Origin of the sequence: Pedobacter cryoconitis (genome assembly GCF_003259615.1) — a bacterium.
GTDB classification, from domain to species: domain Bacteria; phylum Bacteroidota; class Bacteroidia; order Sphingobacteriales; family Sphingobacteriaceae; genus Pedobacter; species Pedobacter cryoconitis.
In genome coordinates this window covers 178,456-204,215 of the sequence record NZ_QLLR01000004.1, presented here as the reverse complement: position 1 = coordinate 204,215, position 25,760 = coordinate 178,456, and the positions used below count along the sequence as shown (strand labels likewise).

The window sequence follows — 25,760 nt, the reverse complement described above, 5'->3', positions numbered from 1 at the left end:
GATGATGAATAAAATCGGCTATTTGAAAATAGTATGTTTGATGCTTTGCTGTCTGGCCGGATTTAATGTATCAGCTCAGGTAAAATACACTTTCACCCGGGATACGCTTGATATTAAAGGCGGGGAAACCTTCTCTAATTTATTAAAGGTTACAAATTTCGAAAAAGAAGCCGTAACTCTGCGGCAAGACCCAAAAGAAAAGCTGCTGACCAGAGGACTGATCTCTTTGCCGGACAGCGTGGCGCTGAAAGCAGGAGAGAGCAGGGTTTTTCCCTTGAAATATATTGCAGACCGGCAGACCATTAATAACAACAGCCAGCTCTTTACAGTTCACCTGATCGCTTCTAAAGGGCGCATTGAGGTACAGAAATCTGCCACGTTCCGCACTCAGCTTACTGATGTTGGCGGCCTTACGATCGGTACAGAAGAAGATGAAGTTTACCTCGGACAGCTCAATAACCAGGCGCAGGTTGTAGTACGCTGTGCAAATAACGGTTTTGTGCCCATTACCTTCAGACTGCTCCTTTCCGGTATTCCCGACGGACTGGAATTTACAGGGCAGACTATGAATCTTACCCTGCAGCCCGGTACGCAGCAACTGCTGCCCTTTCTGGCCAGGAATAAAATAAACACCCGTATTCCCGCAGATTTCACGGTGACTATTCAGGCAGTAGATGCCGGTAATCACCCATTGGCTGTTAAAATGATCCGGATTGTTAACGTGACCAATGCAAGAAGGCTGAGTATGGGCGGAGATCCATATACAGGTACCCTGTCTAATACTGTCGCATTACGTTATGCCAGTCTGAGCAGTAATTCCTCCTTTTATCAATTGCAAGCGAATGGTAAAGTTAAAACAGGAGATAACGCATCCCTGGAATATCGGCTAAATGCTGACCAGTACCACCAGCAAAATGCGAATGGAATTAATATTTATAACACCTATGCAGATTACCAGGCCAAAGGCTGGGGAGTTAAAGTGGGTAATATATATGAGAACATAGACTTTTCTTTGGGCGGCAGAGGTATAAAAGCGAGTCTGAAAATGAAAGATAACGGCGTGTTGTCCGTTTATGGTATTCAGAATAATTTCCTGCTGTATGACCAGCTCAATACTACAATTCCCGGGGCAAAAATTCTGGCAGTTGACTATAACCTCGCTACTCCAGACACTAAAGGTGACCGGCGGCTTACCTATATACATAGCCGTGACCCTTTTACCGGTATTGATGCCAATCAGCTGAGTATGAAAGCTGGTGTGAATATTGGCAAAGGGCAGCTCCTGGACTTTGAAGCAGGCTATTCACTGGAACAGCAGAATAAAACGAATGCTGCTGCTCAGCAAGGCGTTTCTGCAGGAATGAATTACGCGTTCAATACCACTGCTTATCAATTTGCCGGAAGCGGTTATTACAGCAGTCCGTATTTTACAGGATTAAGACGCGGCCTGTTGCTGACAGACCTGCGGCTGACCCGTAAATTTGAAAACGACAATAGCCTTGCAGCTCACTTTAGTATGCAGGTCAATAGTCCGAAGTATCAATACGAGTTCAATAATATCTTTAATACCGGGATTAATAAAAATGCGCTATACATTTATGAATTGGGATTTAATACCAGGGCTGGAAATTTCTTTATTGGTTTTGGGCCTTACTTCATTGATCAGCATTTGATTACCTCTGCCGTGACTGATCAGTTTGGCGCTAATGCAGACTGGAGATCTTCATCGATGCGTTTTAGTGCGAACATAGCTTATAGCGGGCGTGTACAAAGTTTTTCCATGACAGCCGATTACGGTTATACCTATGTGAATACCTCAGAAAGGCCGACAGCTCCCTTTCATTCCGTTAAAATTAATACCAGTTATAACCTGCCAGTTCTTGGGTTCAGCAGTTACATCCAATTAAACCCCTACTATATTTCCGATATTCTGTCTTCCACCGGAACTAATCAATACCAGTTATATTCTTTTGGCCCTAACGTACACTTTGAAGCCTTGCAAAATAACCTGACTTTCCGTTTAGGCGGGATGTATAACTATTACGGCTTTACCCATAGCAATAATTATTCTGTGAACAGCAATATCAGGTATCTGCTGAAAGGAAACTGGGCACTCACCAGTGATCTTCAATATACCATAACCAGGCAAAAGCAACCCATCCAGCTCTATAACCCGATTCCAAATACCGTGAATAACCTGGACAATCTATATTTCGAAAACAGACAACTGAGATTCGGTGTAGAAAAACAATTTGGCGCAAAGGGCAGCTCAGGCACCAAAAAACTGCTGTTAACTTATTATGAAGACCACAACAGCAACGGGCAGCGTGATCCTGGAGAAGCACCCGTGGCTGGTATATTAGTGAAAATCAATGGCGAAGCCGCGCTGACCAACAGTAAAGGGATCGTAGAATTCAGGGATATGAAAAAAGAAGCCTATACCATTTCTGTGACCAATACCAGGGGCTGGAGTTTGCAGGACCCTACCGTTGTATTTTTAGATAAAAGCAAGAAACTGGAAATTCCATTGGTAAAAACACAAGCCCTGAATGGCTGTCTGAAGCTGAAAGCAGAAAAATACGGTGATGGAGCACCAGTACTTGCAGGCATAAAAATCAGCGCCGCAGATCCAAACGGCCGTATTCATCAGACCTTAACAGATGACCAGGGAAATTTCTGTTTCTATCTGCCAAGAAATAAATACACCGTTTATATTGAGACTGCAGGGATGCCATTTTCCATTGAGAATGAAAAAGAAGAAGTTTCCCTTCAGGGAGCTCCCGTTGGCATGCTGACCTTTCTCTACCACGACCAGCGCCGGAAAGTTACCGTCAGCAGATTTTAACTAAGGCGCTACAATAGTATAGGTAACCGTTGTATTGTAACTTCCTGCAGTTTTATTCAGCAGATTAGAGGTTTGCGTAGAAGGAATGCGGTATTGTAAATTAAGCAGCCGGTCTACCGTAGGATTAGCAGAAGTAATGATTGGCTGAGGGCTTGCAGAGAGCACAACAGGCGTGACTCCAGTCTGACCCGTCATTCCTTCAATGGTAATTACCCCAACAGGTATTTGCACACCTCCAGAAGAGCTTAAAACGCTGCTGCTTGCCTTCACAGTTACATTATATGGAACAGTACTGCTCACTTTAACATGGCCTGGCTTGGTTGTGGTTACCCCTTGCTGATAGTTTGCAGTGCTGCTGACAGCGAGCGTTACACTGGGATCCTGAACAATCAATTCCATCAGGTTGCTTACATTGACCTGAACAGAGCTGTTCATCGTTTGTGAGGCTAAAGTAGCAGGAAAGGAAGATGCTGTTTTGGATACCGTGTAAACTACCGGTACCGTATAAGTTCCGGCTTGTACAAAATTGCTTTGCAAATTAGCTCCGCTGATGCTTAACGCAGAAGACAGGATGCTTTTATTCGTCACAATAACAGGGATTCCAGTCGCAGCAGTCAATAACTGATCACTCCCGGAAAGACTAATTGCTGAACCCGCGTAAGTGCCCGAAAGAACCCCGTTCATTAAATTTACATTATTTGCTGCCGGCAACTGATTATAAGGTTGCGTGGTTGTAAAAGTGAAGGTGCCGCTGCTTGCTCTGACACTAAATAAGGTAGGTACAGTTGTGAAATAATCATTGCCGGATACTGCACTGACCCCTGCTACACTTCTGAAAATGGCAAATGAGTTAACATTCAAGGCCGTTGTAGCCGGGATCAGCGTATTTAAGGTAATATAAGCAGGTACATTTAAGGTGAGTGTAGGTGTTGGCGGGGTGATGCTGCCGGTAAAAGTTAAGGTTGTCGCATAACTTCCGGCTGCCCAGGCCACATTCAAGGGGGAAACCGTGTAATCAATAAGCATAACACCACTCAGTAAACCAACTGCTACAAAATAAATGTTTTGTGATACACTGGAAAGTATAATCGGATTTGCCCCTGAAAGGAGATTTACACCCCCAATTGAAGTTACCTTCATATTGATCAGGTTTGGGGCGAGTGCAAGCGCAGGTAAGGTGCCGGGCGTTGGCGTTAAAGTTGTGCCGGCGGCATTGACATTTACTGCTGTCACTAAGCTTAAAAAAGCAGAGGAGCCACTATTTAAATTGACCACGTAGCTCGTTTGTCCTGAAATACTGGCTGCAGGCAGATTGATGATCAACTGCGCATTGACATTCCCGGCCGTTAAACAGCAAAAAATAACACTAAGGGCGGTATATAATCTCTTTTTCAGCAACTTTCAAATCATAAGAAGAACCAGCATCAAGCAAAGCAACAGCGAGGAATTTCCCCTTTAAATCTTTTGGTAAATCAACCATTACCCATTGCGTGGCATCAGGCAGCATGGCCAGCACTTCGGGTTTAATCTTTATTTCCTCACCCGTTTCTTTATTCGTTAATTCAAAACGGATGAACGCATCTTTATTCAGATTTCCTTTATTGTGTATTTTTAAAGCCAGCCTGCGGATTTTTGCTTTTCCATTGTCATAAATCCCGCGGTCATCAAAAGAGAGAAATTCAAGTTCTCCCGGATTTAGTCCTCTGGGGACATAATAAACCTGTATGCCGACCTCCATTAGAACATTAATACCAACCTTGGCCACATTTTTCTGCTGTGCCTCCTGTTCTTTTACCTGCGTAAAAAAGAGCATGCTCGTTGTTAACTTGTCCGCATTCGCAGGAATAGTCATGGATACATTGACCTGTTTATTTTCTCCCGGTTGTACGGCCACGTTATTTGATGAAAGTGTCAGCCAGCCGGCATTGGATAAAGGCAGTGTATTGCTATCGTAATAGATTTTTGTACCCAGTGAATCTCTGTTCCAATCCTGTATTCTGGTTACAAAAGATAATACACCTGCCGAAGTATTCCCAAAGGTGACTGTCTGGCTGACTGTTTCTCCCGGATTTCCGGTAAAGAAGATCCTGGCAGGTGAAATTGAAAAGCCCTGTCCCTTCACTGTGTCTGGCAGTGTCATGACAAGGCATAGAATGAATAAACCAGTAAGTATCCTCATCAAATAGATTAAGGTTGTGTAACCGTATAAACAACATTTGTAGCATAGGTCCCTGCTACCTTGCCAATTAAGCCAGCGGCGGTAGGAATCGTATAATTTACGTTATAAGTACCTGCAAGAGTTGGTGATGCTGTGGTGACCAGTGCCTGGTTAGTAGTTGTTAAAGCAGGTGTAGCATAAGTGGCTCCGGTAGTTGGTGTGCTTGGATCTATGCTTACCTGCACCACACTTAAAGATACCGGCGTTGCATTACCAGCGATTACATTAAACTCTGTTGCAGCTTTTACGGCAACGCTGTAAGGCTTGTTACTCACCACGGTGAAATGGTTTGTTTTGGCGACTGTTTTACTGCTGGCATAATCCGCAGCTGTTGAATAAGTAAAAACTACATCCGGGGTTGCACCCAGTGTGATGGAGAAGGCATCCGAAAGTACGATACTTAGCGGTACGTTACCAGTTACAGTCTGCGCATTGGCTTTTAGGTTGAAAAGAGTACCAATAGCTAATAATACGGCAATAATGAGTAAGATTTTTTTCATGTCGTACGCTTTAAGGTTGTGTAACTGTGTAAACAACATTAGTGGCATATGTTCCCGCCACCTTCCCAAGCAAACCTGCGGCTGTAGGAATAGAGTAATTTACGTTATAAGCAGTTGTAAGTGTCGCTGAGGCTGCAGTAACCAGTGCCTGGTTAGTTGTTGTTAAAGCTGGCGTAGCATAGGTAGCACCAGTAGTTGGTGTACTTGGATCTATGCTCACCTGTACCACACTTAAAGATACCGGTGTTGCATTGCCCGCAATTACATTAAACTCTGTCGCAGCTTTTACTGCAACACTGTATGGCTTGTTGCTTACCACTGTAAAATGGTTTGATTTTAAGACTGTTTTACTGCTTGCATAATCTGCAGCTGTTGCATAAGTGAAAACTACATTAGGAGTTGCACCTAGCGTGATAGAGAAGGCATCTGAGAGTACTATGCTTAGTGGTACGTTACCACTTACAGCCTGCGCATTGGCTTTTAGGTTGAAAATGCTGGTGAAGGCGAGTACTATAGCGGCAACAAGTAAGGTCTTTTTCATGTTCTATGGGATACGTTAACTACAAAACTAGTAGTAAAGACGTACTAAAACGCTAAAATAAAGACACATATTGATGTCACATATATGAGTGTTATTTGAAGGTTACAGTGAACTTACAGCCCTTGTCAAGCTCACTTTCAACCATAATTTTGCCGCCCATAGAGGTAATCTGGGTTTTGGTAATAAACAGTCCCACACCACTTCCGTTAACATGACTATGAAAACGTTGATTCAACCCAAAAACCTTGTCCCTATGCTGTTGAAGATCTATTCCGATGCCATTGTCAGAGAAAATCAAGCTCACTTTTCCATCCTCGTTAAGCCTGGTCGTGATGTCAATTCTGAGCGGTCTGCTATCTGCATGATACTTCATTGAATTTGACATTAAGTTCATCAATACACTTTCCAGGTAACTTTTGGGGAAAGGGACCATTTCACATTGGAAATCAGTGTGTATATAAATTCCCAGTTTGTGGATTTGTTTATTGAAATAATTACATACTTTTTTAAAGATACTGCAGATATTTACACTTTCAATATTCAGTTTTTTATCAGTTTTGATGCTCAGCATCTGCGTCAGATCATAGATAGTTTCATTCAGCTTAAAAGCGGAGTCCCTGAACATATCTACAATGGTCTTATTATATTCATCCAGCACATCGTAATCCAGGATGTCAATTAAGCCTATTAAATTCGATAAAGGTGCGCGCAGATTATGGGAAGTGATATAAGCGAATTGATTCAGATCCTGATTACGTGAAGTTAAATCCTCTATCAGCTGATCCCTTTCTTCTTCAATCTTATTTCTGGTGATGTATTCACGGAAATTAGTCGCCAACGCACTAATGTCAGAGTTTTTAATCATATTATCTTTAAGTTGATTTGACATGAGTATAAATTCATTGGAGATAACCCACATCAGGCAAACACCTTGCCATAGTGTGAGGAAAAAACTGATTTGGATACTCATTATTATTCCTTTCTGGAATAATAAATTCTTATTGTTTAGCTAATATGATTTTGGACGGTTTTTTCTGTATCGTGCTGAAATTTAATATTATGGATATATGTGTAATGCCTTTTTCAGGCTGGTTCTGCTAAAATTAATTTGGGGTGACCAGCTAAATTGTATTATTTAAAAGTTGTTGCGCAAGTACTGCATCCAGTGCTGAATTTGCTGCCAGACTTAAGATGTATTCGTCTCTTGAACCATCACCCAGAAACTGTGTATTGGTATTGCCCTGAATATCGGTTACGCTATTCAGCGGATTGTAAGGTGTAATTTTAATATCGCTTTCTGAGAAGCCTCTTTTGAGCAGTAATTTAAAAGCATTTTCTGCCTCAGCTTCTTCCTGATACACTCTTGTAATCACCTGAAAGGGGATATGTTCCGGATAGCTGCCATGTGCTTCTTTTGCAACTGCGCTGGCCTGGTCAGTATCTTTATGGCCATATATTTCAGAATCTGTGGATATGATTACATTTCCCTGGATATAATCAGGTAAAGCTGAAATTTGCTGTGAAGTAATGTTGGGGAGCATAACCTCTTGCGTGTGCCTGTGCAATTCTGCGGCACTGATAGGAATTAAAACTTCGCGTTCTTCAATATTCCATATATTTCCCGTGAGGTTCAGAATAAGGTAACGTGCCCGTGGCTGATCATCAATCAGCAGATCTCTGACAGTTCCGATAAATTGCCTGGCAGAATTTACAACTGTCCAGTTAGTCAGGCTCGGTTGTCCGGCTCTGACCGCATAAGTACTGGTATTTAATTCTGTTAAATTTTTAAGATGATGCTGACTTTCTTCTCGTTCCATAACTGCGTAATTTAAACTTGTTGTGACATAACAATCTTAAATTGTCATTGTTCTCCTAAATTACGGCTGTGTAAAATACAGAAACAAAGTTTTGAATTCAGGAGAGGGTGTTTATAACTGTCAATAACTTAGTTCGGCGTTAAGATATGTTATTTAATATTCCGTAATTACATATATACCTGTAATACAGTGTAATGTTGCTGTGGAATTTCTTTAAACAGGTATAATGGAAATGCTGGAACGTTGCAGGGTTATCCCCATTTACTGGAGTTATTCACATCGAAATGTGGATAACTCAGGCGTGAAAAAACCCACCCTTTTTCAAAGGCAGGTTTCTGTTCTTCATGATGTGTGTTGGTTATTGAACTACAACTCCGTCTTTGCCAATTTTAAGTGAAGCAGTTTCTTCTCCTTTTTTAGCATCAACCTGGTAGTATTCAGCTTTGCTTGCGTCTGTGATTTTGAACGCTGCAATCGGAGCCCAGTCTTTATATTTGTCTGATGACAATGTTGCTTTTACGGCATCAGGTAATTCTTCAATTTTAACCGGAGTTTTAGTGGTGCTGTCTTGTTGCATTACTATAGTAACTGGTGTTTTAATATCGTTTGCTTTAACGGTTGAGACACCTGCAAATGCTAAGATGGCTGCACCTAAGATTAAATTTTTCATATGTTATATTTTTAAATATGTTTTTTTTATACGATGATTCGTATTCAGGTAGGTTACATAATAATGCCAATAACGTTTTAGTGTATTAAAATGCTGTTAGTTAGTTAATTATGTTTTTGTGTTCGTTTATTTAGTGTAGAGAAATTCCACACTTTGATGCCAGGATAATCAATTGTTATATTATAATTTGCTAAAACGAATTAAATATAGTTTCAATGCTGCTTAACGCCGAAAAAAAACAGCAAGCTTCAGGCATCCCTTGCGGCGGACATTTGTCCCAAAAGAAGGAGAGTATATTTTATTTTACTTTAATTAAATCATTAATTGACTAGATTTACACCTTTATACTAGAATAATATGTGTGGAATAGTAGGATATATAGGTTATAGAGAAGCTTGGCCAATTGTGCTGAAAGGCTTAAAAAGGTTAGAATACCGTGGGTATGACAGTGCAGGTATTGCATTGATTAACCAAAGCGGATTAAAATTATATAAAAAAGCCGGAAAGGTTCAGGAGCTTGAAAATTTCAGTGAGGGAAAAGATAAAACCGGAACGATTGGAATGGGACATACCCGTTGGGCAACCCACGGTGAACCTTCAGACAGAAATTCACACCCGCACACTTCTAACGATGGCAAATTAACTATCATCCACAATGGGATTATAGAGAACTATGCGACCCTGAAAGAAGAGCTGTTATCAAGAGGTCACGTTTTCAACAGTGATACAGATACAGAGGTACTGATCCATTTAGTAGAGGAGATCTATAAAAAGGAAAACACAGACTTATTGGAAGCAGTACGTTTGGCATTACACCAGGTTAGCGGAGCTTATGCTATCGTGATCATGGACAATGACCAGCCAGATCAATTAATTGCAGCCAGAAAAGGTAGTCCGATGGTTATTGGGGTAGGCGCAGGAGAATACTTTATTGCTTCGGATGCTACACCGATCATTGAGTACACTAAAAACGTAATTTATCTGAATGATAATGAAATCGCATTTTTAAAACGTGATGAATTATTAATCAAAAGATTAGACAACGTTGTACAAACCCCCTATATCCAGGAACTGGAGCTTAAACTGGAAATGCTTGAAAAAGGTGGTTACGAACATTTCATGTTAAAAGAGATCTTTGAACAAGCAAGATCGATCAGAGACTGTATGAGAGGCCGTATTTATCCGAATGAGGGTAGAGTACAGTTAGGCGGGATTAAAGAGTATGCCGATAAACTAAAGAATATTGACCGTATTATTATTGTCGCTTGCGGAACTTCATGGCATGCGGGATTAGTAGGTGAATATTTAATTGAAGAATATGCACGTATACCTGTAGAAGTAGAATATGCTTCAGAATTCCGTTACAGAAATCCGATTATTACAGAAAAAGATGTGGTGATCGCGATCTCTCAATCCGGAGAAACGGCAGATACTATGGCGGCGATTGAAATGGCCAAAGAAAAAGGGGCAACTATTTTCGGTGTTTGTAACGTAGTAGGTTCATCGATCCCGCGTTTAACACATGCAGGAGTTTATACCCATGCAGGACCTGAAATCGGCGTAGCTTCTACTAAAGCATTTACAGCACAAGTAACCGTACTGACACTGATGGCCTTTTATATGGCACAGCAGAAAGGTACTTTAACGCAGGCTAAATTAGTGGAGCTGTTAACTGAACTGGACTGTATCCCTGAAAAGATCACTAAGGCTTTAGAGTCCAATGACCTGATTAAAGAGATTGCGCATAAATTTAAAGATTCAAGAAACTGCCTGTTTTTAGGTAGAGGAAGCGGTTTCCCTGTAGCCTTAGAAGGTGCATTGAAATTAAAAGAGATCTCTTATATCCATGCAGAAGGTTATCCTGCGGCAGAAATGAAGCACGGTCCTATTGCACTGATTGATGAGGAAATGCCAGTAGTGGTTATTGCGACCAAAAACTCTTCTTACGAGAAGGTAATCAGTAATATTCAGGAAGTAAAAGCAAGAAAAGGAATTGTATTGGCTATCGTTACCGAAGGTGATACTGAAGTTCGTAAAATGGCTGATTACTGCATTGAAATTCCTGATGCAAGTGAGGCATTCCTTCCATTATTAGCGACTATACCTTTACAGTTACTTTCTTATCACATTGCTTTGTTAAGAGGTTGCAACGTAGATCAGCCAAGAAATCTGGCTAAATCTGTGACTGTAGAATAAACAGCAAATAACAGGATATAAAAAAAGCTGCTCCGTTTTGGAGTAGCTTTTTTTATGCTATCTATTCCCGTTCAGGGAGTTTAGTTAAGAAGCAATTGTTGCAGTAGTTCTGCCAACCGTAATCTTTTTAACAGTTTCTATAATACCAGCTTTATCATAACCGCAGATCGCCCACAGTTCATTTTGTTCTCCATGGTCAACCACCTCGTCAGGAATACCCAAACGGATTACATTGGCCTGGTAGTTATGGTCAGCCATAAATTCCAGCACTGCAGAGCCCATTCCGCCTTGCAGGCAGCCGTCTTCTACAGTAATTATCTTTTTATAACGTGAAAAAACATCATGTAATAAAACCTCATCTATAGGTTTAACAAAACGCATATCATAATGTGCAGGGTGAATACCCTCCGTATTTAATTCTTTACAAGCCTCAACAGCGAAGTTACCGACGTTTCCGATCGTCAGGATAGCTACTTCTTCTCCATCACAGATTTTCCTTCCTTTTCCGACCTCAATGGCTTTGAAAGGACGTTTCCAGTCTGCCATCACCCCGTTTCCTCTCGGATAACGGATAGAAAAAGGGCCCATGTTTTCCAGTTGTGCCGTGTACATCAGGTTTCTGAGTTCTTCCTCATTCATGGGTGCAGCAACAGTCATGTTTGGAATACAGCGCATGTAAGCCAGGTCATAAGCACCATGGTGGGTTGCGCCATCACTACCGGCAAAACCTGCTCGGTCCAGACAGAAAACTACGTTTAAGTTCTGTATAGCTACATCATGAATCACCTGATCATAAGCACGCTGCATAAAACTTGAATAAATATTACAGAAAGGCAGCATACCTTGCGTGGCCAGTCCGGCAGAGAAAGTAACCGCATGCTGTTCAGCAATACCTACATCAAATGCACGGTCAGGCATAGCTTTCATCATGATATTCATTGATGATCCTGAAGGCATGGCAGGAGTAATTCCTACAATATTTTTATTAGCCTCAGCAAGCTCAACCAGGGTATGTCCGAAAACATCCTGATACTTTGGCGGCTGTGGTTTATCATTTACTGATTTTTTAATTTCACCGGTAATCTTATCAAAAAGACCCGGAGCATGCCATTTCGTTTGATCCTTTTCCGCTAATGCGAAGCCTTTTCCTTTAACCGTTACACAATGCAGAAGTTTAGGGCCGGGAATATCTTTAAGATCTCTCAAAACAGCGGCTAACTTTTTTACGTCATGACCATCAACAGGGCCGAAATACCTGAAATTTAAAGCTTCAAAAAGGTTGCTTTGATTCAATAAAGTGCCTTTGATACTCTTTTCTATCTTTTTAACGAATTTATGCGCATTAGGCCCAAGCTCAGAAAGTTTAATCAGTACGCTTGAAATATCATCCCTGAAACGGTTATAAGACTTGGAAGTCGTGATATTGGTCAGGTATTCTTTAAGTGCACCAACATTCGGATCAATAGACATACAGTTATCATTCAGAATAACCAGCAGGTTTGAATTTTCAATTCCGGCGTGGTTTAGTCCTTCAAAAGCAAGTCCGGCAGTCATTGCACCATCGCCAATTACGGCAACGTGCTGACGATCTTTCTCTCCTTTCAGCTGTGAAGCCACAGCCATACCCAATGCCGCAGAAATTGAAGTAGAAGAGTGACCTACACCCATCGTATCATATTCACTTTCGCTGATATTCGGGAAACCACTGATGCCGTTTAACAGGCGGTTGGTATGAAAAACAGATTTTCTTCCGGTTAAAATTTTATGGCCGTACGCCTGGTGGCCCACATCCCAGACTAATTTATCATAAGGAGTGTTCAAAACGTAATGTAAAGCTACAGTGAGCTCTACAACACCAAGACTAGAAGAAAAATGACCGCCATTTACACTGACAGTATCAATAATATACTGACGTAATTCCTGGCTGATTTGTTCCAGATCATCTTCTGTATACTGCTTTAAATCAGCAGGATAGTTTATGTTAGGTAATAATGGAGTGTTGAAGTTTTCCATGCAGGGTTTAATAGACAACAATATACAAAGTACGGGATTTTAGTTAAGATAACCGCAAAATAATAGTCATTTCAAAAACAAAACGAATACGTGTTCAGGCTTACAACAGTTGAAAAAACAAATATGTTCTGAGTAGGTGTTTAAAATCGTTTGCATGAAGTCGTATCCGTATGCTTTAGCGACGAAGCGGACACAAGATCATGATAGCTTCGTTACCGTTAAAAAACAATTGGATTCTCTGAAGCAGTTAAAAATTCATCTGCTCATTTGTTTATGTTTCTTTTTGGCTGCAACTGCGCCAGATTCATGTCAGGTAGGAAGGCTACCAGACATAAATCTGACTTGTTTCACCTAAAAATAAACTATAAACAATTTGAGCATCTAAATTTCAACAGCTTCTGGTGAAACCATCATGATCTTACAAATTTGATAACGAAGTGGATACAAGATCATGATAGCTTCGTCACCGTTAAAAAACAATTGGATTCTAACGAAAATGATTATTTTTACAAAAATATACTTTGATAAATGGAACGAGATACTTTAATTTTTGATTTGATTGACAGGGAATTAGACCGTCAGGAAAACGGCCTTGAGCTGATTGCTTCGGAGAATTTTGTAAGCAAACAGGTGATGGAAGCTGCGGGTTCAGTATTAACAAACAAATATGCTGAAGGCTTACCGGGCAAACGTTATTATGGCGGATGTCAGGTAGTTGATGAGATAGAGAATATTGCCATTGAACGTGCGAAAAAACTATTTGGTGCGGAATGGGTAAATGTTCAACCTCACTCTGGTGCACAGGCTAATGCAGCTGTGATGCTGGCTGTAATACAGCCAGGAGACAAAATCCTTGGATTTGATCTGTCTCATGGAGGACACTTAACTCACGGTTCTCCGGTAAATTTTTCAGGTAAATTATACAAGCCTTTCTTCTATGGTGTTAAAAAAGAAGACGGACTGATTGATTATGCAAAACTGGAAGAAGTAGCCTTAGCAGAACGTCCAAAATTAATTATCTGCGGTGCATCTGCTTATTCCAGAGAATGGGATTACGCTTTTATCCGTAGTGTAGCTGACAAAATCGGTGCACTTGTGCTTGCCGATATTTCTCACCCTGCAGGTCTGATTGCAAGAGGCTTATTAGCAAATCCGCTTCCTCATTGCCATATTGTGACTACAACTACACACAAAACATTACGCGGACCACGTGGCGGACTGATCATGATGGGTAAAGATTTTGAAAACCCATTTGGTATTAAAACGCCTAAAGGAGAAACCAGGATGATGTCATCTGTATTGGATATGGCGGTTTTTCCAGGTACTCAGGGCGGTCCGTTAGAACATATTATTGCAGCAAAAGCAATTGCATTTGGTGAAGCACTGAGCGATGAATACCTGGTTTATATTAAACAAGTACAAGCCAATGCGCAGGCTATGGCGAAAGCTTTTATGAGCAGAGGTTATGGTATAATTTCAGGCGGTACAGACAATCACTTAATGCTGATTGACTTACGCAACAAAAATATAACTGGAAAAGTTGCAGAAAATGCGCTTGAAAAAGCAGATATTACCGTGAACAAGAATATGGTGCCGTTTGACGATAAATCTCCTTTTGTAACTTCTGGTATCCGTGTAGGAACAGCTGCAATTAGCAGCAGAGGATTCAAAGAACAGGACATGGAGAAAATTGTTGATTTAATAGATCAGGTTTTAACTAATCCAGAGGATGATGCCCATTTGATTGAAGTGAGAAAACAAGTAACTGCATTAGTTGCTGGTTTTCCATTGTACAAGTAAAAATACGGGTTAATCAATTATGCCAATAAATACAGGAGTATTGTCACCTAGTGAAAAAGAGAGATTATGTGCCTTATACGCATATCATATCCTTGATACCCCTGTTGAAAAAAGCTTTGATAACCTAACGAAGCTTGCGACGCAAATATTTAATATACCCATTGCCTTGATTTCTCTGTTAGACAAAGAGAGGCAATGGGTTAAATCTTCCGTTGGCGTTGAGCTAAAGGAATTTCCCCGCAAACAGTCTTTTTGCGAATATACTATCCAGGGAAATACAGTTTTCGAAATCTGCGATACACTGAAAGACAGTCGCTTTACCGATTATCCGGTGGTCGTTTCCGAACCCTACATCAGGTATTATGCCGGCGCTCCATTAATTGATGATAATGGTTTTGTACTGGGCACACTCTGCGTATTTGATTTGGTTCCCCGTCAATTTACGGACAGTCAGAAAGAGATCCTGAAAGGAATTGCGCAGGAAGTCGTGGTGCACCTGGTGCTGAGGAAAAAAGATGAACAGATTCGTTCCAGTGTGACCCGCTGCCAGGAACTTCTGGATATTACAGGGGTTTCTCCCGAAATCCATTGTATTCTTGACTTCAGGGGTAAGGTCTTGTTTGTGAACGGAGCCGTTACCCGTTTATTAGGTTATACTGTGGCAGAAGCTATGGAACTTGGCCTTTTAGATGTTTGTTACCCGGAAGATATTCCCCGGGTGATGAAAAGTATAGCAGATGGGCTGGGGAATAATTACAAAGAACTTCATATTGACTTCAGAGTCATTGGCCGGGATGATGTTATCCGCTGGATCAGCTGGTCGCTGGTTTCCAAAAACAGGCGCTGGTATACCTATGGAAGAGACATTACCGACAATAAAAAGGTAGAAAGTGATTTGATGAAACTATCATTTGTGGCCAGCAAAGTAAATAATGCAGTGGTCATTAATGATGCAGATAATCATGTGACCTGGGTAAATGCAGCTTTTGAGAAAATTACCGGGTTTTGCCTGGAGGATGTCAAAGGAAAACGGCTCGGAGATCTGATCGTTGGCCCTAATACAGATCTGGAGCTGATTGATGAAGTCAGAAGACTGACCAAACAAAGGCAGTCTTTTACGATTGATATGCTGGCTTATCGAAAAGATAAAAAGGAAATCTGGCTTTCCGTTTACAATACAGTAGTCCTGGATGACAGGGGTAATGTAGAAATCGAAGTTGAGATTATCATTGATATTACTGATAAAAAAAGAGCGGAAGAAGAATTACAGGTGCTGTCCATGGTAGCCAGTAAAACGAATACGGGCGTGAATATCCAGGATAATGAAGGGATTACCACCTGGGTCAATCAATCTCTGGAAAAGCTGACCGGTTATAAGAAAGAAGAACTCTATGGACATCATTTAGGAAATATTCTTTCTCCTAATTTTTATGATCAGGAATTAATATCCACCTCGCGCGATAAAAGCAAAAACAACCAATCTTATACGATAGAGGTACTGGCAGAGAAGAAAAATGGCTCTACGGTCTGGCTTTCTGTGTCGAATACACCCATTATTAATAGTAAGGGCAAAGTAGAGCGGCAAATAGATCTGATCTCTGACATCACACAGCGTAAGCAGATTGAGAAAGAAATGATCGAAGCGAAAGAACAGGCCTTAAAGCTGAGTGAAGCAAAGGAAATGTTTCTTTCGGTGATGAGCCATGAAATCCGGACTCCTTTGAATGCCGTGATTGGCATGACGCATTTGTTACTGGACAATGACCCTAAGATCTCACAGATCGATGATTTAAATATTCTTAAATTTTCCGGGGAGAACTTATTGCATATCATTAACGACATCCTTGATTTCACAAAGATGGAAACCGGTAAGATGGAACTGGAAGTATTTCCATTCAATCTTAAAACGCTGGCAAATGATATTATCAATTCGCTGCAAGTTAATGTCAGGAAGAAGGGCAATCAGTTAAATCTTGTTTTTGATCCTGCTATTCCTTCCCTGATTTCAGGGGATAAAAACAGGCTTTACCAGATCTTGATGAACTTTTTAGGGAATGCCATTAAGTTTACGGAGAATGGACAGGTGCAGCTGATTCTGACCCTTGCCGGACAGAATGAAAAAGAGTCGATTATCAGGTTCGAGATTACAGATAATGGGATAGGTATACCTAAAGATAAGCAGAGTTATATTTTTGAGACTTTTACACAGGCTAAAACAGATATTTCCAGAAAATATGGAGGTACAGGACTGGGACTGGCGATTACGAAAAAGTTGCTGCAGATGTTCAATTCTGATATTATTGTAGACAGTACTGAGGGAGAGGGCACAACGTTTTCTTTTGAAATTGCCTTTAGTAAAACAGCCGAAATATCTGCCGCGCCGGGCAATAGTACGGAAATGAGTGTTTTTGTAGGTAAAAGGATATTGGTTGTCGATGATAATGAAATTAATATCTTAATTGCCAAGCGTATTCTGAGCAAATGGGGACTAGAAATTGAAGCTGCGGTGAATGGGTATGAAGCGATAGAGAAGATTATGACCGAGAGTTTTGATCTGATCTTTATGGATATTAAAATGCCGGGGATAGATGGTTTCGAAACTACAGGGATTATCAGGGATATTAGCGGGGCTTATTATAAACAGGTTCCTATCATTGCACTGACTGCTTCTACGCTTAAAAATGACCATTATAAATTTAATGAATGTGGCATGAATGGCCATGTATTAAAACCGTTTAATCCCGAAGAGATTAAACAACTGCTGTTTGGTTTCCTTTCGCGCGAAAAGGAATAGCAAAATTAGCTCCTTAACCGGCCTCCAAAAAAAGAGCCGGAACTCCATTTCTGAAATTCCGACTCCTAAATTAACGCTCTCGTATATATAAACGATTAAGCTGGCATATTGTTTTTGATAAATTGTTTTTTTTGAAAAAGACTGAAGATTGCTGAAAAGATAAAGGGCCGATATTTCTATGAAGAAAATATCGACCCTTACCATCTAAATTAACGCTCTCGAATATATAAACGAGCATAAAATATAAATGTTATGCTGAGTGCGTATTTTTTTATTTGGTGTAAGCAAGGGTGGCTATGGAGAGTTTATTTAACCCGTTATCCAGTAATAGCTTGCCGCAGGCTTCTAATGTGGCTCCGGTAGTAAGGAGGTCATCAACAAGCAAGATATGGAGATTGTTTAAATTAAAGGATTGTTGGAGTTCAAATGCGGCTTTTAAGTTTTCAAAACGTTCATACCTGCTTTTCTTTGTTTGTGTGGTGGTGTTGATTTTTCTTACAAGCAGGTAGGTATTGATGGGGCATTGTAAAATATGGGCTATTCCTTCTGCAATAGATAAACTTTGGTTATAGCCTCTGCTGCGTTGTTTTTTCTGATGAAGCGGGATGGGGACGATTAAATCGGGCCTTTGTTCTGATAGCAGCATTTTTTCGCCCATCATTTTACCTAACAGGAAGCCGATGTCTGTTTGGCCCTGGTATTTTAATTGATGGATCAGTTGCTGGACTTTGGTGCCTTTTTTAAAATATAAGAGGGCGTTGACCTGGTGGATGGGTAGTCTGCCCCAGAATAACCTGGCTGCAGGATTTTCAGGATATAAATGAAAATCTGTAAAGGGAAGGTCATGCAGGCATTTGATGCAGATCGTTTTTTCTCCATTAAATAGCGTGTTGCCACAGCCATTGCACTTCTTTGGAAAGAGCAGGTGGAAAAGGTCAGCAAAAATTTGTTGAATCAGGGACATCTGTGCAATGTACCCCTGATTTGCCGGGATTAGTTAACTTATACGGCTTCCTCTGGCTGGTTTTTTACCGCAAGCTGTCCGCAGGCAGCATCAATGTCTTTACCACGGCTGCGTCTGATATTGGTATTCACACCCTGACTTTTCAGATAGTTGGAGAAGGCATCAATTTTATCTCCTTCTGCATTGATAAAGTCTGCAAACTGAATTGGGTTGTACTCAATCAGGTTCACTTTACAGGGTACGTGTTTACAGAATTTAGCCAGATCTATAGCATCCTGAAGCTCGTCGTTAAAGTTATTGAAGACGATATATTCGTAGGTAACAGGGTTTTTTGTTTTAGCGAAGTAGTATTTTAAGGCTTCAGCGAGTACTTTTAAAGTGTTTTGCTCATTGATAGGCATAATTTCGTTTCTCTTCTTGTCATCTGCGGCGTGCAGGGATAAGGCAAGGTTAAATTTAGCGCCATCGTCTGCGAGTTTCCTGATCATTTTAGCGATACCTGCTGTAGAGACAGTAATTCTCTTATAAGACATGTTCAATCCATCGGGAGCTGTAATGCGCTCTATTGATTTCATGACATTTGCATAGTTTAAAAGAGGCTCTCCCATACCCATATACACGATATTGGTTAAGGGGGCATTGTAATTCTTTTTGGCCTGCTGATCAATCAGAACTACCTGGTCGTAGATTTCATCGGCATTCAGGTTACGTTTTCTGTCCATGTAGCCTGTTGCACAGAATTTACAGGATAAACTGCAGCCTACCTGGGAGCTTACACAGGCGGTCATGCGCTCTTCCATTGGAATCAGCACGCCTTCTACAATGTTTCCGTCGAATAAACGAAAGGTGTTTTTAATGGTTTGGTCGTTACTGAATTGGGTGTTATTGACCTCAACTGCATTGATAGTATAGTTCTCGTCCAGTTTTTTTCTCAGGTCTTTAGACAGGTTACTCATTTCTTCAAAAGAACGCGCAGATTTCTCCCATAGCCATTGGTAAACCTGTTTGGCACGGTAAGCGGGTTCTTTCATTTCAGTAAAGTGCTGCTGAAGCTGGATAAGACTCAGAGAACGTATATCAGTTTTAGTTGTTACTAGCATTTGATGCAAAGTTACCTAAAAATAATAAGCCTCCCAATTTTTCATTGGAACTTACTTGTTTTTAGTAAGTTATGAAATTTGCATGACCTTAATGATAATTAGGGTCATGCAAATTGAAGATATTTTATGATGTGCTAAGTTGTTGATGTTTAGCGTTTTGGACTTCTTGTTTTTGCTGGTGCTGATCCTGATCTTCCTTTTGTTGGTTTCACTGATCTTCTGCTTGGGCCATTGCTTTTGTTCCAGTCACTAGTCGCAGCTGGTGCTTTGAATGATGATGCCGGTTTTGCTCTGGAGCCTCTTGGTGGTTTTTCTTCTCTTTCACTTCTCTCTCCTCCGCGCTCGCTTCTTTCGCCTCTTGGGGTTGTTGGTCTTGGTTTTCCTTTGGATGGGCCTGCTGGTCTTGCTCTGAATGCTTTTGCGGGAGTTACGTTAGCTTCTTCTGGTGCAACAGTAGTTGTTTTTGCTTTTTTAACTACTCTTTTTGCAGCGGCATGTTCGACAGAGCTTGATTTTGCAATCATGTTATGGATTTCTGTCAGTTCTTCCGGAGTGAATTCTCTCCATTCTCCAACTGGAAGACCTTTAAGGTTGATATTCATAATACGAATACGCTCCAATTTGGTAACTTCAAATCCGAAGTGTTCACACATGCGTCTGATTTGTCTGTTCAGACCTTGAATTAAAGTGATTTTGAAGATGAAAGGACTTTCTTTAGTTACTTTACATTTTTTAGTCATTACCCCTAATACGGGTACGCCTTTTCCCATGTTAGTAATAAACTGGTCGGTTAATGGTTTATTAACGGTAACCAGGTATTCTTTTTCATGGTTGTTTCCGGCACGAAGGATTTTGTTAACCAGGTCTCCGTTATTGGTCATGAAGATCAATCCTTGGGAGTCTTTGTCCAGTCTTCCAATTGGGAAGACTCTCTCGCTATGGTTTACGTAATCAACAATATTGCTTTTTACGCCAGCTTCTGTAGTACTGGTTACACCTACGGGTTTGTTAAATGCAAGCAGAATAGAGTTGTCTACTTCTTTTGGTTCAATGGTTTGTCCGTTTACCGTAATCAGGTCACCGAAGTAAACCTGGTCGCCAACTTTGGCCTTTCTGCCATTAATAAACACATTTCCCTGTTCAATGTATCTGTCTGCTGCTCTGCGCGAGCACATGCCGCTTTCACTAATGTATTTATTTAATCGGGTGGTAGAATCGGACATAATAGTATTTCTTTTTACAAAGTAATCAATTTATACTCATATATGCTATGAAAATAATGGGATTTCAAAAAAACAGTTGCTATTTCTTGCTCGATTTCATTGAAGAATGAAACAGGCTGCGAAATTAGCAACTGTTTTTTTGAAATTTCACCAGGTCCCTCCATACATATAATATGGATAGCAAGGAGGAATATTTGATCGCTTTACAAATTTGATATACGCATTGCAGCTGGTTTGAGAGAGTTTGTATTCTTGGTTTCACTTGACAAAGTGTCTGTTACTGGTGTTAACTGGCAAAGTTTAAAAACCCAAAACATGGCCTCGCCCTCAAGAACAGGTGTTGAGAAGGGGTTGAATAGTGCCTTGGAATGACCTTGGGATGAGGTTGGAATGACGTTGGAATGACCTTGCAATGACCACAGTCATTCCAACCTCATTCCAATGTCATTTCAAGGACTTTCTAATACTTTACAGTACAGGGTGTTAACAGGTTGTTGTTTAGGTTCTTGTTTATTGTGTTTGGTTTTTAATGGCGATAAATTCTCTGGATTTTTTTAGCGTTTGGGCAGAATAACCGTACTTTGTAAATATGAGTTCTTATTTGTCGGCAACATGGGTTTATCCGGTTAGTACTGCACCTTTACGGAATGGAATAGTTGCTGTTAGTGATGATGGCACTGTTACAGATGTATGGACTGCAGAGCAGGGAGAAGCACTAAATATTAAGGGGATAAAATATTATGATGGGGTGTTGGTGCCGGGTTTGGTGAATACGCATTGTCATTTGGAGTTATCACACCTTGCCGGGAAAATAGCGGAACATACGGGATTACCGGGGTTTGTACAGCAGGTGATGCAGCAGAGAGCGGCTTCTGAGGCTGAAATTCAGAAGGCGATGGAACTCGCGGATTCGGAAATGTACAGGCTTGGTATTGTTGCAACAGGCGATATTTCCAACCAGATTTATTCCAGAGAGGTAAAACTTAAGAGCAAAATTTACTACCATACTTTTGTGGAGGCGATGGGTTTTAATCCGGTAAGAGCGGATGAGATTATTCAGAAGGCTATAGCGACAAGGGATGAGTTTTTGCCTTTGAGGGCCACGATTGTCCCTCATGCGCCTTATTCGGTTTCAGCAGAGTTGTTTGGAGAGATTAAAAAGGTTTCAGGTGATGCGCATGAGTCGGTTTCTATTCACAATCAGGAAACTTTGGATGAGAATTTGTTTTTTGAGTCGAAAGAGGGGCATTTTCTGAAGTTGTATGAATTCCTTGGGCTGGATATTGGCTTTTTTGAAGCGAAAGGAAAGACTTCTTTACAGAGTTATTTGCCGTTTTTATCGGGGGATGCGAAAACGCTGCTGGTTCACAATACTTTGACGAGCAGAGCAGATGTCGTGTTTGCGCAATTACAGCATCAGCACCTTTATTGGTGTTTGTGCCCGGGTGCGAATTTATATATTGAGAATAGGTTGCCGGATGTAGACTTGTTAAGGGAGGCCGGGGTAAGGATTACTTTAGGAACGGATAGTTTAGCGAGCAATCATCAGTTGAGCATTTTAGCGGAAATGAAGATTTTGCAAGCGCAAAAGGGAGTTCCCTTTGAGGAATTACTTTCCTGGGCAACGCTGAACGGGGCAGCTTTCCTGGGGGTTGAAGCGAAGTTCGGGAGTTTGGAAAAGGGAAAGAAACCGGGGCTAAATCTGATTAAGGGTTTGAAGGGAGAGCTGATTACGGCCGAAACTTCTATCGAAAGAATAATATAAGGAATAATTTAAGGAAAAGTATATGTCAAATCGTATTACCGCTTTGTTTAAAATTCAATACCCGATTATCCAGGCGGGCATGATCTGGTGCAGTGGCTGGAAGCTTGCTGCAGCGGTTTCAAATGCCGGTGGTTTAGGGATTATCGGGGCGGGTTCTATGTACCCTGAGGTTTTAAGGGAACATATCCGGAAAATTAAAAAGGCCACTGCTTTGCCTTTTGCAGTGAATGTGCCAATGATCTATCCGAATGTGGAAGAGATTATGCAGATTTTGGTTGCTGAGGGAGTAAAGATTGTTTTTACTTCAGCAGGTAACCCGGCGGCGTGGACTGATTTTTTGAAAGCGGCACAGATTACGGTAGTGCATGTGGTTTCCAACACAAAGTTCGCTTTAAAGGCTGAGGCTTGCGGAGTGGATGCGGTTGTTGCGGAAGGCTTTGAAGCGGGCGGACACAATGGAAGGGAGGAAACTACCACGATGTGTCTGATCCCGATGATTTCTGATGCAGTGCGTATTCCGGTTATTGCAGCGGGAGGGATTTCCTCAGGGCGCAGTATGCTGGCAGCTATGGCGCTGGGAGCTGAGGGCGTGCAAATAGGTTCTGCTTTTGCGGTTGCGCAGGAGTCTTCGGCACATGTTTCTTTTAAGGAGCGGGTAATCGGCGCTGTGGAAGGGGATACCAAATTAAGGTTGCAGAAGCTGGTTCCGGTCAGGTTACTGAAAAATCCTTTTGAGCTGAGTATTGCAACAGCGGAAGCGCAGGGAGCAGATGCCGAAACATTAAGGGGCTTGTTAGGACGCGCAAGATCAAAATTAGGTATGTTTGAGGGCAATTTAGAGGAAGGCGAATTAGAGATTGGCCAGGTTTCGGCATTACTGAAAGAGATCAGGCCTGCTGCGGATATTTTAAAGGAGATATGGCAGGGGTTTTTGAAAGAGAAAGATAGGGTTAGTAAGTTTTAAGGAAGTAATATAAACAGATGAAGCAAATTATAATCAGAATAACAGGAACAGTACAGGGGGTGGGGTTCAGATATACCACGAAAGTAGTCGCAGACCAGATGGGGGTCCGCGGGATCATCAAGAATGAGAAGGACGGAAGTTTGTACATTGAGGCGGAAGGAGACGATACTTTGCTGGATATTTTTGAGGAATGGTGCAATGAAGGGCCGGACCGTGCCAAGATAGAAAAGGTGGAGATCACACCGGGCGAACTGAAAAACTATCGTAATTTTGAGATCATTAAGAAATAAGTCCGCTTTATTATCCGTTAATCAGATCAGGTGTCAGTTTTAAAGAAGTTTTTAGGTCAGACGGCAGTTTATGGGGTAAGTACCATACTTTCCAGACTACTCAATTTTATATTAACCCCAATTTATGTCAAGGCTTATCTGCCCGGCACATTTGGTATTTTGACCAAACTTTTCAGCTACGCATCGCTGATCAATGCGGTGCTCGCTTTCGGAATGGAAAGTACCTATTTCAGGTACCTGAATAAGCATGAGGATAAAAAGGATGCGGTATACAACAATTCATTTATCTGTATAGCCTTTATTGCAGGGCTATTTTTGATTACAGGCTCCGTTTTTGCCGATTCAATCGCCTCCTGGATCAATAATGGAGAGCAGGCGCAGGCGCTGGATTATCAAAGATATGTGAAGTACTTTGTGGGGATCTTATTTGTAGATGCGATCTGCGTGATCCCTTTTGCCAAAATCAGGGCAGATAATAAAGCGTTCAGGTATAGCGTGATTAAATTCCTGAATATCGGGAGTTTTGTTGGTCTAAACCTGTTCTTTATCTTTGTGATCCCTCTGATTATTAAGCACAACTGGCCACTGGCATCGTGGTTTGAGAGCTGGTATCATTATCAGTGGGTGGGCTATGTTTTTATCTCCAACCTGGCTGCCAGTATCCTTACGTTTTTATTGCTGTTGCCTGAATTCCTTCAGATCAGATTTAAGTTTGATAAAGAAATGTTCCTGAAGATGATCTCTTACAGCTGGCCTATTTTAGTGGCCAACTTGTCTTTTATTATCAATGAGAACCTGGACAAGATTGTACTGAGTAAATTATTGCCAAAGGCTGTGGCAGACATCGATGTCGGGATTTATGGCGCGGTTTGTAAAATTGCAATTTTCTTAAGTATTTTTATTACAGCTTTCAGACTGGGAGCGGAACCGTTCTTTTTTAGTCATGCGAAACATGAAAATGCAAGGAAAACCTATGCAACGATTCTGCATTATTTTGTGATTGCACTTTCGTTGCTGTTCGTCGCCCTGGTCGCAAATATTGAGATCCTTAAATATTTCATCAAAGGGGACGCAGCACATACCGCTCAATACTGGTCAGGACTGCCAGCTGTGCCTTACTTGTTGTTTGGTTATGTCTGCCTGGGTATTTATATGAACCTTTCTATCTGGTACAGGTTGTCAGATCAGACGCGTTTTGGTTTGTACCTTTCAGTAGCAGGAGCAATTATTACAATCATATTTAACTTTATACTGATCCCAAGATATAGTTATATGGGGTCTGCCTGGGTTTCAATGCTGGCTTATTTTGTGATGATGGTGATGTCTTATATTCTGGGACAGAAATATTATCCGATCCCGTATAACCTGAAACGGATCTTGGTTTACCTGGTGAGCTCAGTGGTTATTGTGATTTTGTCTTTCTGGGTATTTCACAGGAATATCTATATTGGGAATGGATTGTTAGTGCTGTTCTTCGCAGGGATCTTCTATGTGGAAAAGGATGAGCTAAAGGTGCTTTTAGGCAAGAGATAAACAATTCACAAGGCTTGTAGCGGAAATAGATATTGAAAATAACAGAAGCCTGTTTAACAGGGTTTTACTACTAAATAAATAGAAAAAGATGAAGATTAATATTATCAACAAATCAGGATTGGCATTGCCTCAATATGAAACAGTTCATGCAGCAGGAATGGACATGAGAGCTTTTGTAACGGAAGAGATCGTAATCAAACCTATGCAGCGCACACTGGTACCTACAGGTTTGCATATCGAATTGCCTGTGGGCTATGAAGCGCAAATCCGCCCGCGCAGTGGTTTGGCTTATAAGCATGGGATCAGCATCGTTAATTCTCCGGGAACTATTGATGCAGATTACCGCGGAGAGATCAAAGTATTGCTGATCAATCTTTCTGATACTGATTTTGTAGTGAATAATGGAGACAGAATTGCCCAGATGGTAATCTCTAAACATGAAACTATCAGCTGGGAAAGTGCAGAAGAATTAAGTGATACTGCACGTGGTGAAGGTGGTTATGGACATACAGGTAAATAAACCTTAA

Annotated in this window: 20 protein-coding genes; 9 read left to right on the top strand and 11 right to left on the bottom strand. The window is 41.1% G+C overall.

Annotated elements, in window-relative coordinates:
• Position 1: 1 nt before the first annotated feature.
• Entirely contained in the window at positions 2–2,845 is a 2,844-nt protein-coding gene (locus tag LY11_RS07300; RefSeq protein WP_111633055.1) for an MSCRAMM family protein, read from the top strand.
• On the opposite strand, the gene LY11_RS07295 is transcribed toward LY11_RS07300, so the two are convergent.
• The 7 genes from LY11_RS07295 to LY11_RS07265 form a co-directional block, all read right to left on the bottom strand.
• On the bottom strand, positions 2,846–4,243 hold the full coding sequence (locus tag LY11_RS07295; RefSeq protein WP_111633054.1) for a hypothetical protein: 1,398 nt from the start codon (positions 4,241–4,243) through the stop codon (positions 2,846–2,848).
• Complete coding sequence (locus LY11_RS07290; RefSeq protein WP_146610810.1) at positions 4,212–5,024, bottom strand: fimbrial biogenesis chaperone; 813 nt, start codon at positions 5,022–5,024, stop codon at positions 4,212–4,214. The genes LY11_RS07295 and LY11_RS07290 overlap by 32 nt, the downstream gene beginning before the upstream one ends.
• Positions 5,025–5,032: 8 nt before the next feature.
• Positions 5,033–5,563 carry a hypothetical protein gene (locus tag LY11_RS07285; RefSeq protein WP_146610809.1) on the bottom strand — a complete coding sequence of 177 codons (531 nt, stop codon included), beginning with the start codon at positions 5,561–5,563 and terminating at the stop codon, positions 5,033–5,035.
• Between the two features lie 10 nt (positions 5,564–5,573).
• Positions 5,574–6,104, bottom strand: coding sequence for a hypothetical protein (locus LY11_RS07280; protein WP_111633051.1), 531 nt, complete (start codon positions 6,102–6,104; stop codon positions 5,574–5,576).
• Between the two features lie 91 nt (positions 6,105–6,195).
• Positions 6,196–6,993, bottom strand: coding sequence for a sensor histidine kinase (locus LY11_RS07275; protein ID WP_170132648.1), 798 nt, complete (start codon positions 6,991–6,993; stop codon positions 6,196–6,198).
• Between the two features lie 232 nt (positions 6,994–7,225).
• Entirely contained in the window at positions 7,226–7,921 is a 696-nt protein-coding gene (locus LY11_RS07270; RefSeq protein ID WP_111633049.1) for a PRC-barrel domain-containing protein, read from the bottom strand.
• A 358-nt stretch (positions 7,922–8,279) separates the two neighbouring features.
• Positions 8,280–8,591, bottom strand: coding sequence for a hypothetical protein (locus tag LY11_RS07265; RefSeq protein WP_111633048.1), 312 nt, complete (start codon positions 8,589–8,591; stop codon positions 8,280–8,282).
• 357 nt (positions 8,592–8,948) lie between these two features.
• Here LY11_RS07265 and glmS point away from each other — a divergent pair, with 357 nt between their 5' ends.
• Complete coding sequence (gene glmS / locus LY11_RS07260) at positions 8,949–10,787, top strand: glutamine--fructose-6-phosphate transaminase (isomerizing) (RefSeq protein ID WP_111633047.1); 1,839 nt, start codon at positions 8,949–8,951, stop codon at positions 10,785–10,787.
• Between the two features lie 84 nt (positions 10,788–10,871).
• Here glmS and dxs read toward each other — a convergent pair whose 3' ends face one another.
• Positions 10,872–12,800, bottom strand: a complete 1,929-nt coding sequence (gene dxs, locus LY11_RS07255) for a 1-deoxy-D-xylulose-5-phosphate synthase (RefSeq protein WP_111633046.1) — start codon at positions 12,798–12,800, stop codon at positions 10,872–10,874.
• Between the two features lie 528 nt (positions 12,801–13,328).
• Between dxs and glyA the strand changes: the two genes are divergently transcribed.
• Both glyA and LY11_RS07245 read left to right on the top strand, forming a co-directional pair.
• A complete protein-coding gene (gene glyA / locus LY11_RS07250) occupies positions 13,329–14,600 on the top strand; it encodes a serine hydroxymethyltransferase (RefSeq protein WP_111633045.1) in 1,272 nt (423 codons plus the stop codon).
• Between the two features lie 19 nt (positions 14,601–14,619).
• Positions 14,620–17,394 (top strand): PAS domain S-box protein, encoded by a 2,775-nt coding sequence (locus LY11_RS07245; RefSeq protein WP_111633044.1) that lies wholly within the window; start codon positions 14,620–14,622, stop codon positions 17,392–17,394.
• 271 nt (positions 17,395–17,665) lie between these two features.
• Here LY11_RS07245 and LY11_RS07240 read toward each other — a convergent pair whose 3' ends face one another.
• From LY11_RS07240 to rluF, 3 genes are all read right to left on the bottom strand, one after another.
• Positions 17,666–18,358 carry a ComF family protein gene (locus LY11_RS07240; protein WP_111633043.1) on the bottom strand — a complete coding sequence of 231 codons (693 nt, stop codon included), beginning with the start codon at positions 18,356–18,358 and terminating at the stop codon, positions 17,666–17,668.
• Positions 18,359–18,396: 38 nt separating this feature from the next.
• Positions 18,397–19,458 (bottom strand): 23S rRNA (adenine(2503)-C(2))-methyltransferase RlmN, encoded by a 1,062-nt coding sequence (gene rlmN / locus LY11_RS07235; protein WP_111633042.1) that lies wholly within the window; start codon positions 19,456–19,458, stop codon positions 18,397–18,399.
• 149 nt (positions 19,459–19,607) lie between these two features.
• A complete protein-coding gene (gene rluF, locus LY11_RS07230; RefSeq protein WP_211321502.1) occupies positions 19,608–20,681 on the bottom strand; it encodes a 23S rRNA pseudouridine(2604) synthase RluF in 1,074 nt (357 codons plus the stop codon).
• Between the two features lie 589 nt (positions 20,682–21,270).
• Here rluF and LY11_RS07225 point away from each other — a divergent pair.
• The 5 genes from LY11_RS07225 to dut all read left to right on the top strand — a co-directional run bounded on the left by LY11_RS07225 (position 21,271) and on the right by dut (position 25,753).
• Complete coding sequence (locus LY11_RS07225; RefSeq protein WP_111633040.1) at positions 21,271–22,446, top strand: amidohydrolase family protein; 1,176 nt, start codon at positions 21,271–21,273, stop codon at positions 22,444–22,446.
• Between the two features lie 22 nt (positions 22,447–22,468).
• The gene (locus LY11_RS07220) at positions 22,469–23,410 is read left to right on the top strand and encodes an NAD(P)H-dependent flavin oxidoreductase (RefSeq protein WP_111633039.1); all 942 of its coding nucleotides are present in this window, start codon (positions 22,469–22,471) and stop codon (positions 23,408–23,410) included.
• Positions 23,411–23,427: 17 nt separating this feature from the next.
• On the top strand, positions 23,428–23,700 hold the full coding sequence (locus tag LY11_RS07215) for an acylphosphatase (RefSeq protein WP_068405547.1): 273 nt from the start codon (positions 23,428–23,430) through the stop codon (positions 23,698–23,700).
• Positions 23,701–23,730: 30 nt separating this feature from the next.
• Positions 23,731–25,233 (top strand): lipopolysaccharide biosynthesis protein, encoded by a 1,503-nt coding sequence (locus LY11_RS07210; RefSeq protein WP_111633038.1) that lies wholly within the window; start codon positions 23,731–23,733, stop codon positions 25,231–25,233.
• An 88-nt stretch (positions 25,234–25,321) separates the two neighbouring features.
• The gene (gene dut / locus LY11_RS07205; protein WP_111633037.1) at positions 25,322–25,753 is read left to right on the top strand and encodes a dUTP diphosphatase; all 432 of its coding nucleotides are present in this window, start codon (positions 25,322–25,324) and stop codon (positions 25,751–25,753) included.
• Positions 25,754–25,760 lie beyond the last annotated feature (7 nt).

Coding starts and splice junctions, on each gene's coding strand:
- LY11_RS07300 (WP_111633055.1), top strand. CDS start 2: ATGATGAATAAAATCGGCTATTTGAAAATAGTATGTTTGATGCTTTGC.
- LY11_RS07290 (WP_146610810.1), bottom strand. CDS start 5,024: ATGAGGATACTTACTGGTTTATTCATTCTATGCCTTGTCATGACACTG.
- LY11_RS07285 (WP_146610809.1), bottom strand. CDS start 5,563: ATGAAAAAAATCTTACTCATTATTGCCGTATTATTAGCTATTGGTACT.
- LY11_RS07280 (WP_111633051.1), bottom strand. CDS start 6,104: ATGAAAAAGACCTTACTTGTTGCCGCTATAGTACTCGCCTTCACCAGC.
- LY11_RS07275 (WP_170132648.1), bottom strand. CDS start 6,993: ATGTCAAATCAACTTAAAGATAATATGATTAAAAACTCTGACATTAGT.
- LY11_RS07270 (WP_111633049.1), bottom strand. CDS start 7,921: ATGGAACGAGAAGAAAGTCAGCATCATCTTAAAAATTTAACAGAATTA.
- LY11_RS07265 (WP_111633048.1), bottom strand. CDS start 8,591: ATGAAAAATTTAATCTTAGGTGCAGCCATCTTAGCATTTGCAGGTGTC.
- glmS (WP_111633047.1), top strand. CDS start 8,949: ATGTGTGGAATAGTAGGATATATAGGTTATAGAGAAGCTTGGCCAATT.
- dxs (WP_111633046.1), bottom strand. CDS start 12,800: ATGGAAAACTTCAACACTCCATTATTACCTAACATAAACTATCCTGCT.
- glyA (WP_111633045.1), top strand. CDS start 13,329: ATGGAACGAGATACTTTAATTTTTGATTTGATTGACAGGGAATTAGAC.
- LY11_RS07245 (WP_111633044.1), top strand. CDS start 14,620: ATGCCAATAAATACAGGAGTATTGTCACCTAGTGAAAAAGAGAGATTA.
- LY11_RS07240 (WP_111633043.1), bottom strand. CDS start 18,358: ATGTCCCTGATTCAACAAATTTTTGCTGACCTTTTCCACCTGCTCTTT.
- rlmN (WP_111633042.1), bottom strand. CDS start 19,458: ATGCTAGTAACAACTAAAACTGATATACGTTCTCTGAGTCTTATCCAG.
- rluF (WP_211321502.1), bottom strand. CDS start 20,681: ATGTCCGATTCTACCACCCGATTAAATAAATACATTAGTGAAAGCGGC.
- LY11_RS07225 (WP_111633040.1), top strand. CDS start 21,271: ATGAGTTCTTATTTGTCGGCAACATGGGTTTATCCGGTTAGTACTGCA.
- LY11_RS07220 (WP_111633039.1), top strand. CDS start 22,469: ATGTCAAATCGTATTACCGCTTTGTTTAAAATTCAATACCCGATTATC.
- LY11_RS07215 (WP_068405547.1), top strand. CDS start 23,428: ATGAAGCAAATTATAATCAGAATAACAGGAACAGTACAGGGGGTGGGG.
- dut (WP_111633037.1), top strand. CDS start 25,322: ATGAAGATTAATATTATCAACAAATCAGGATTGGCATTGCCTCAATAT.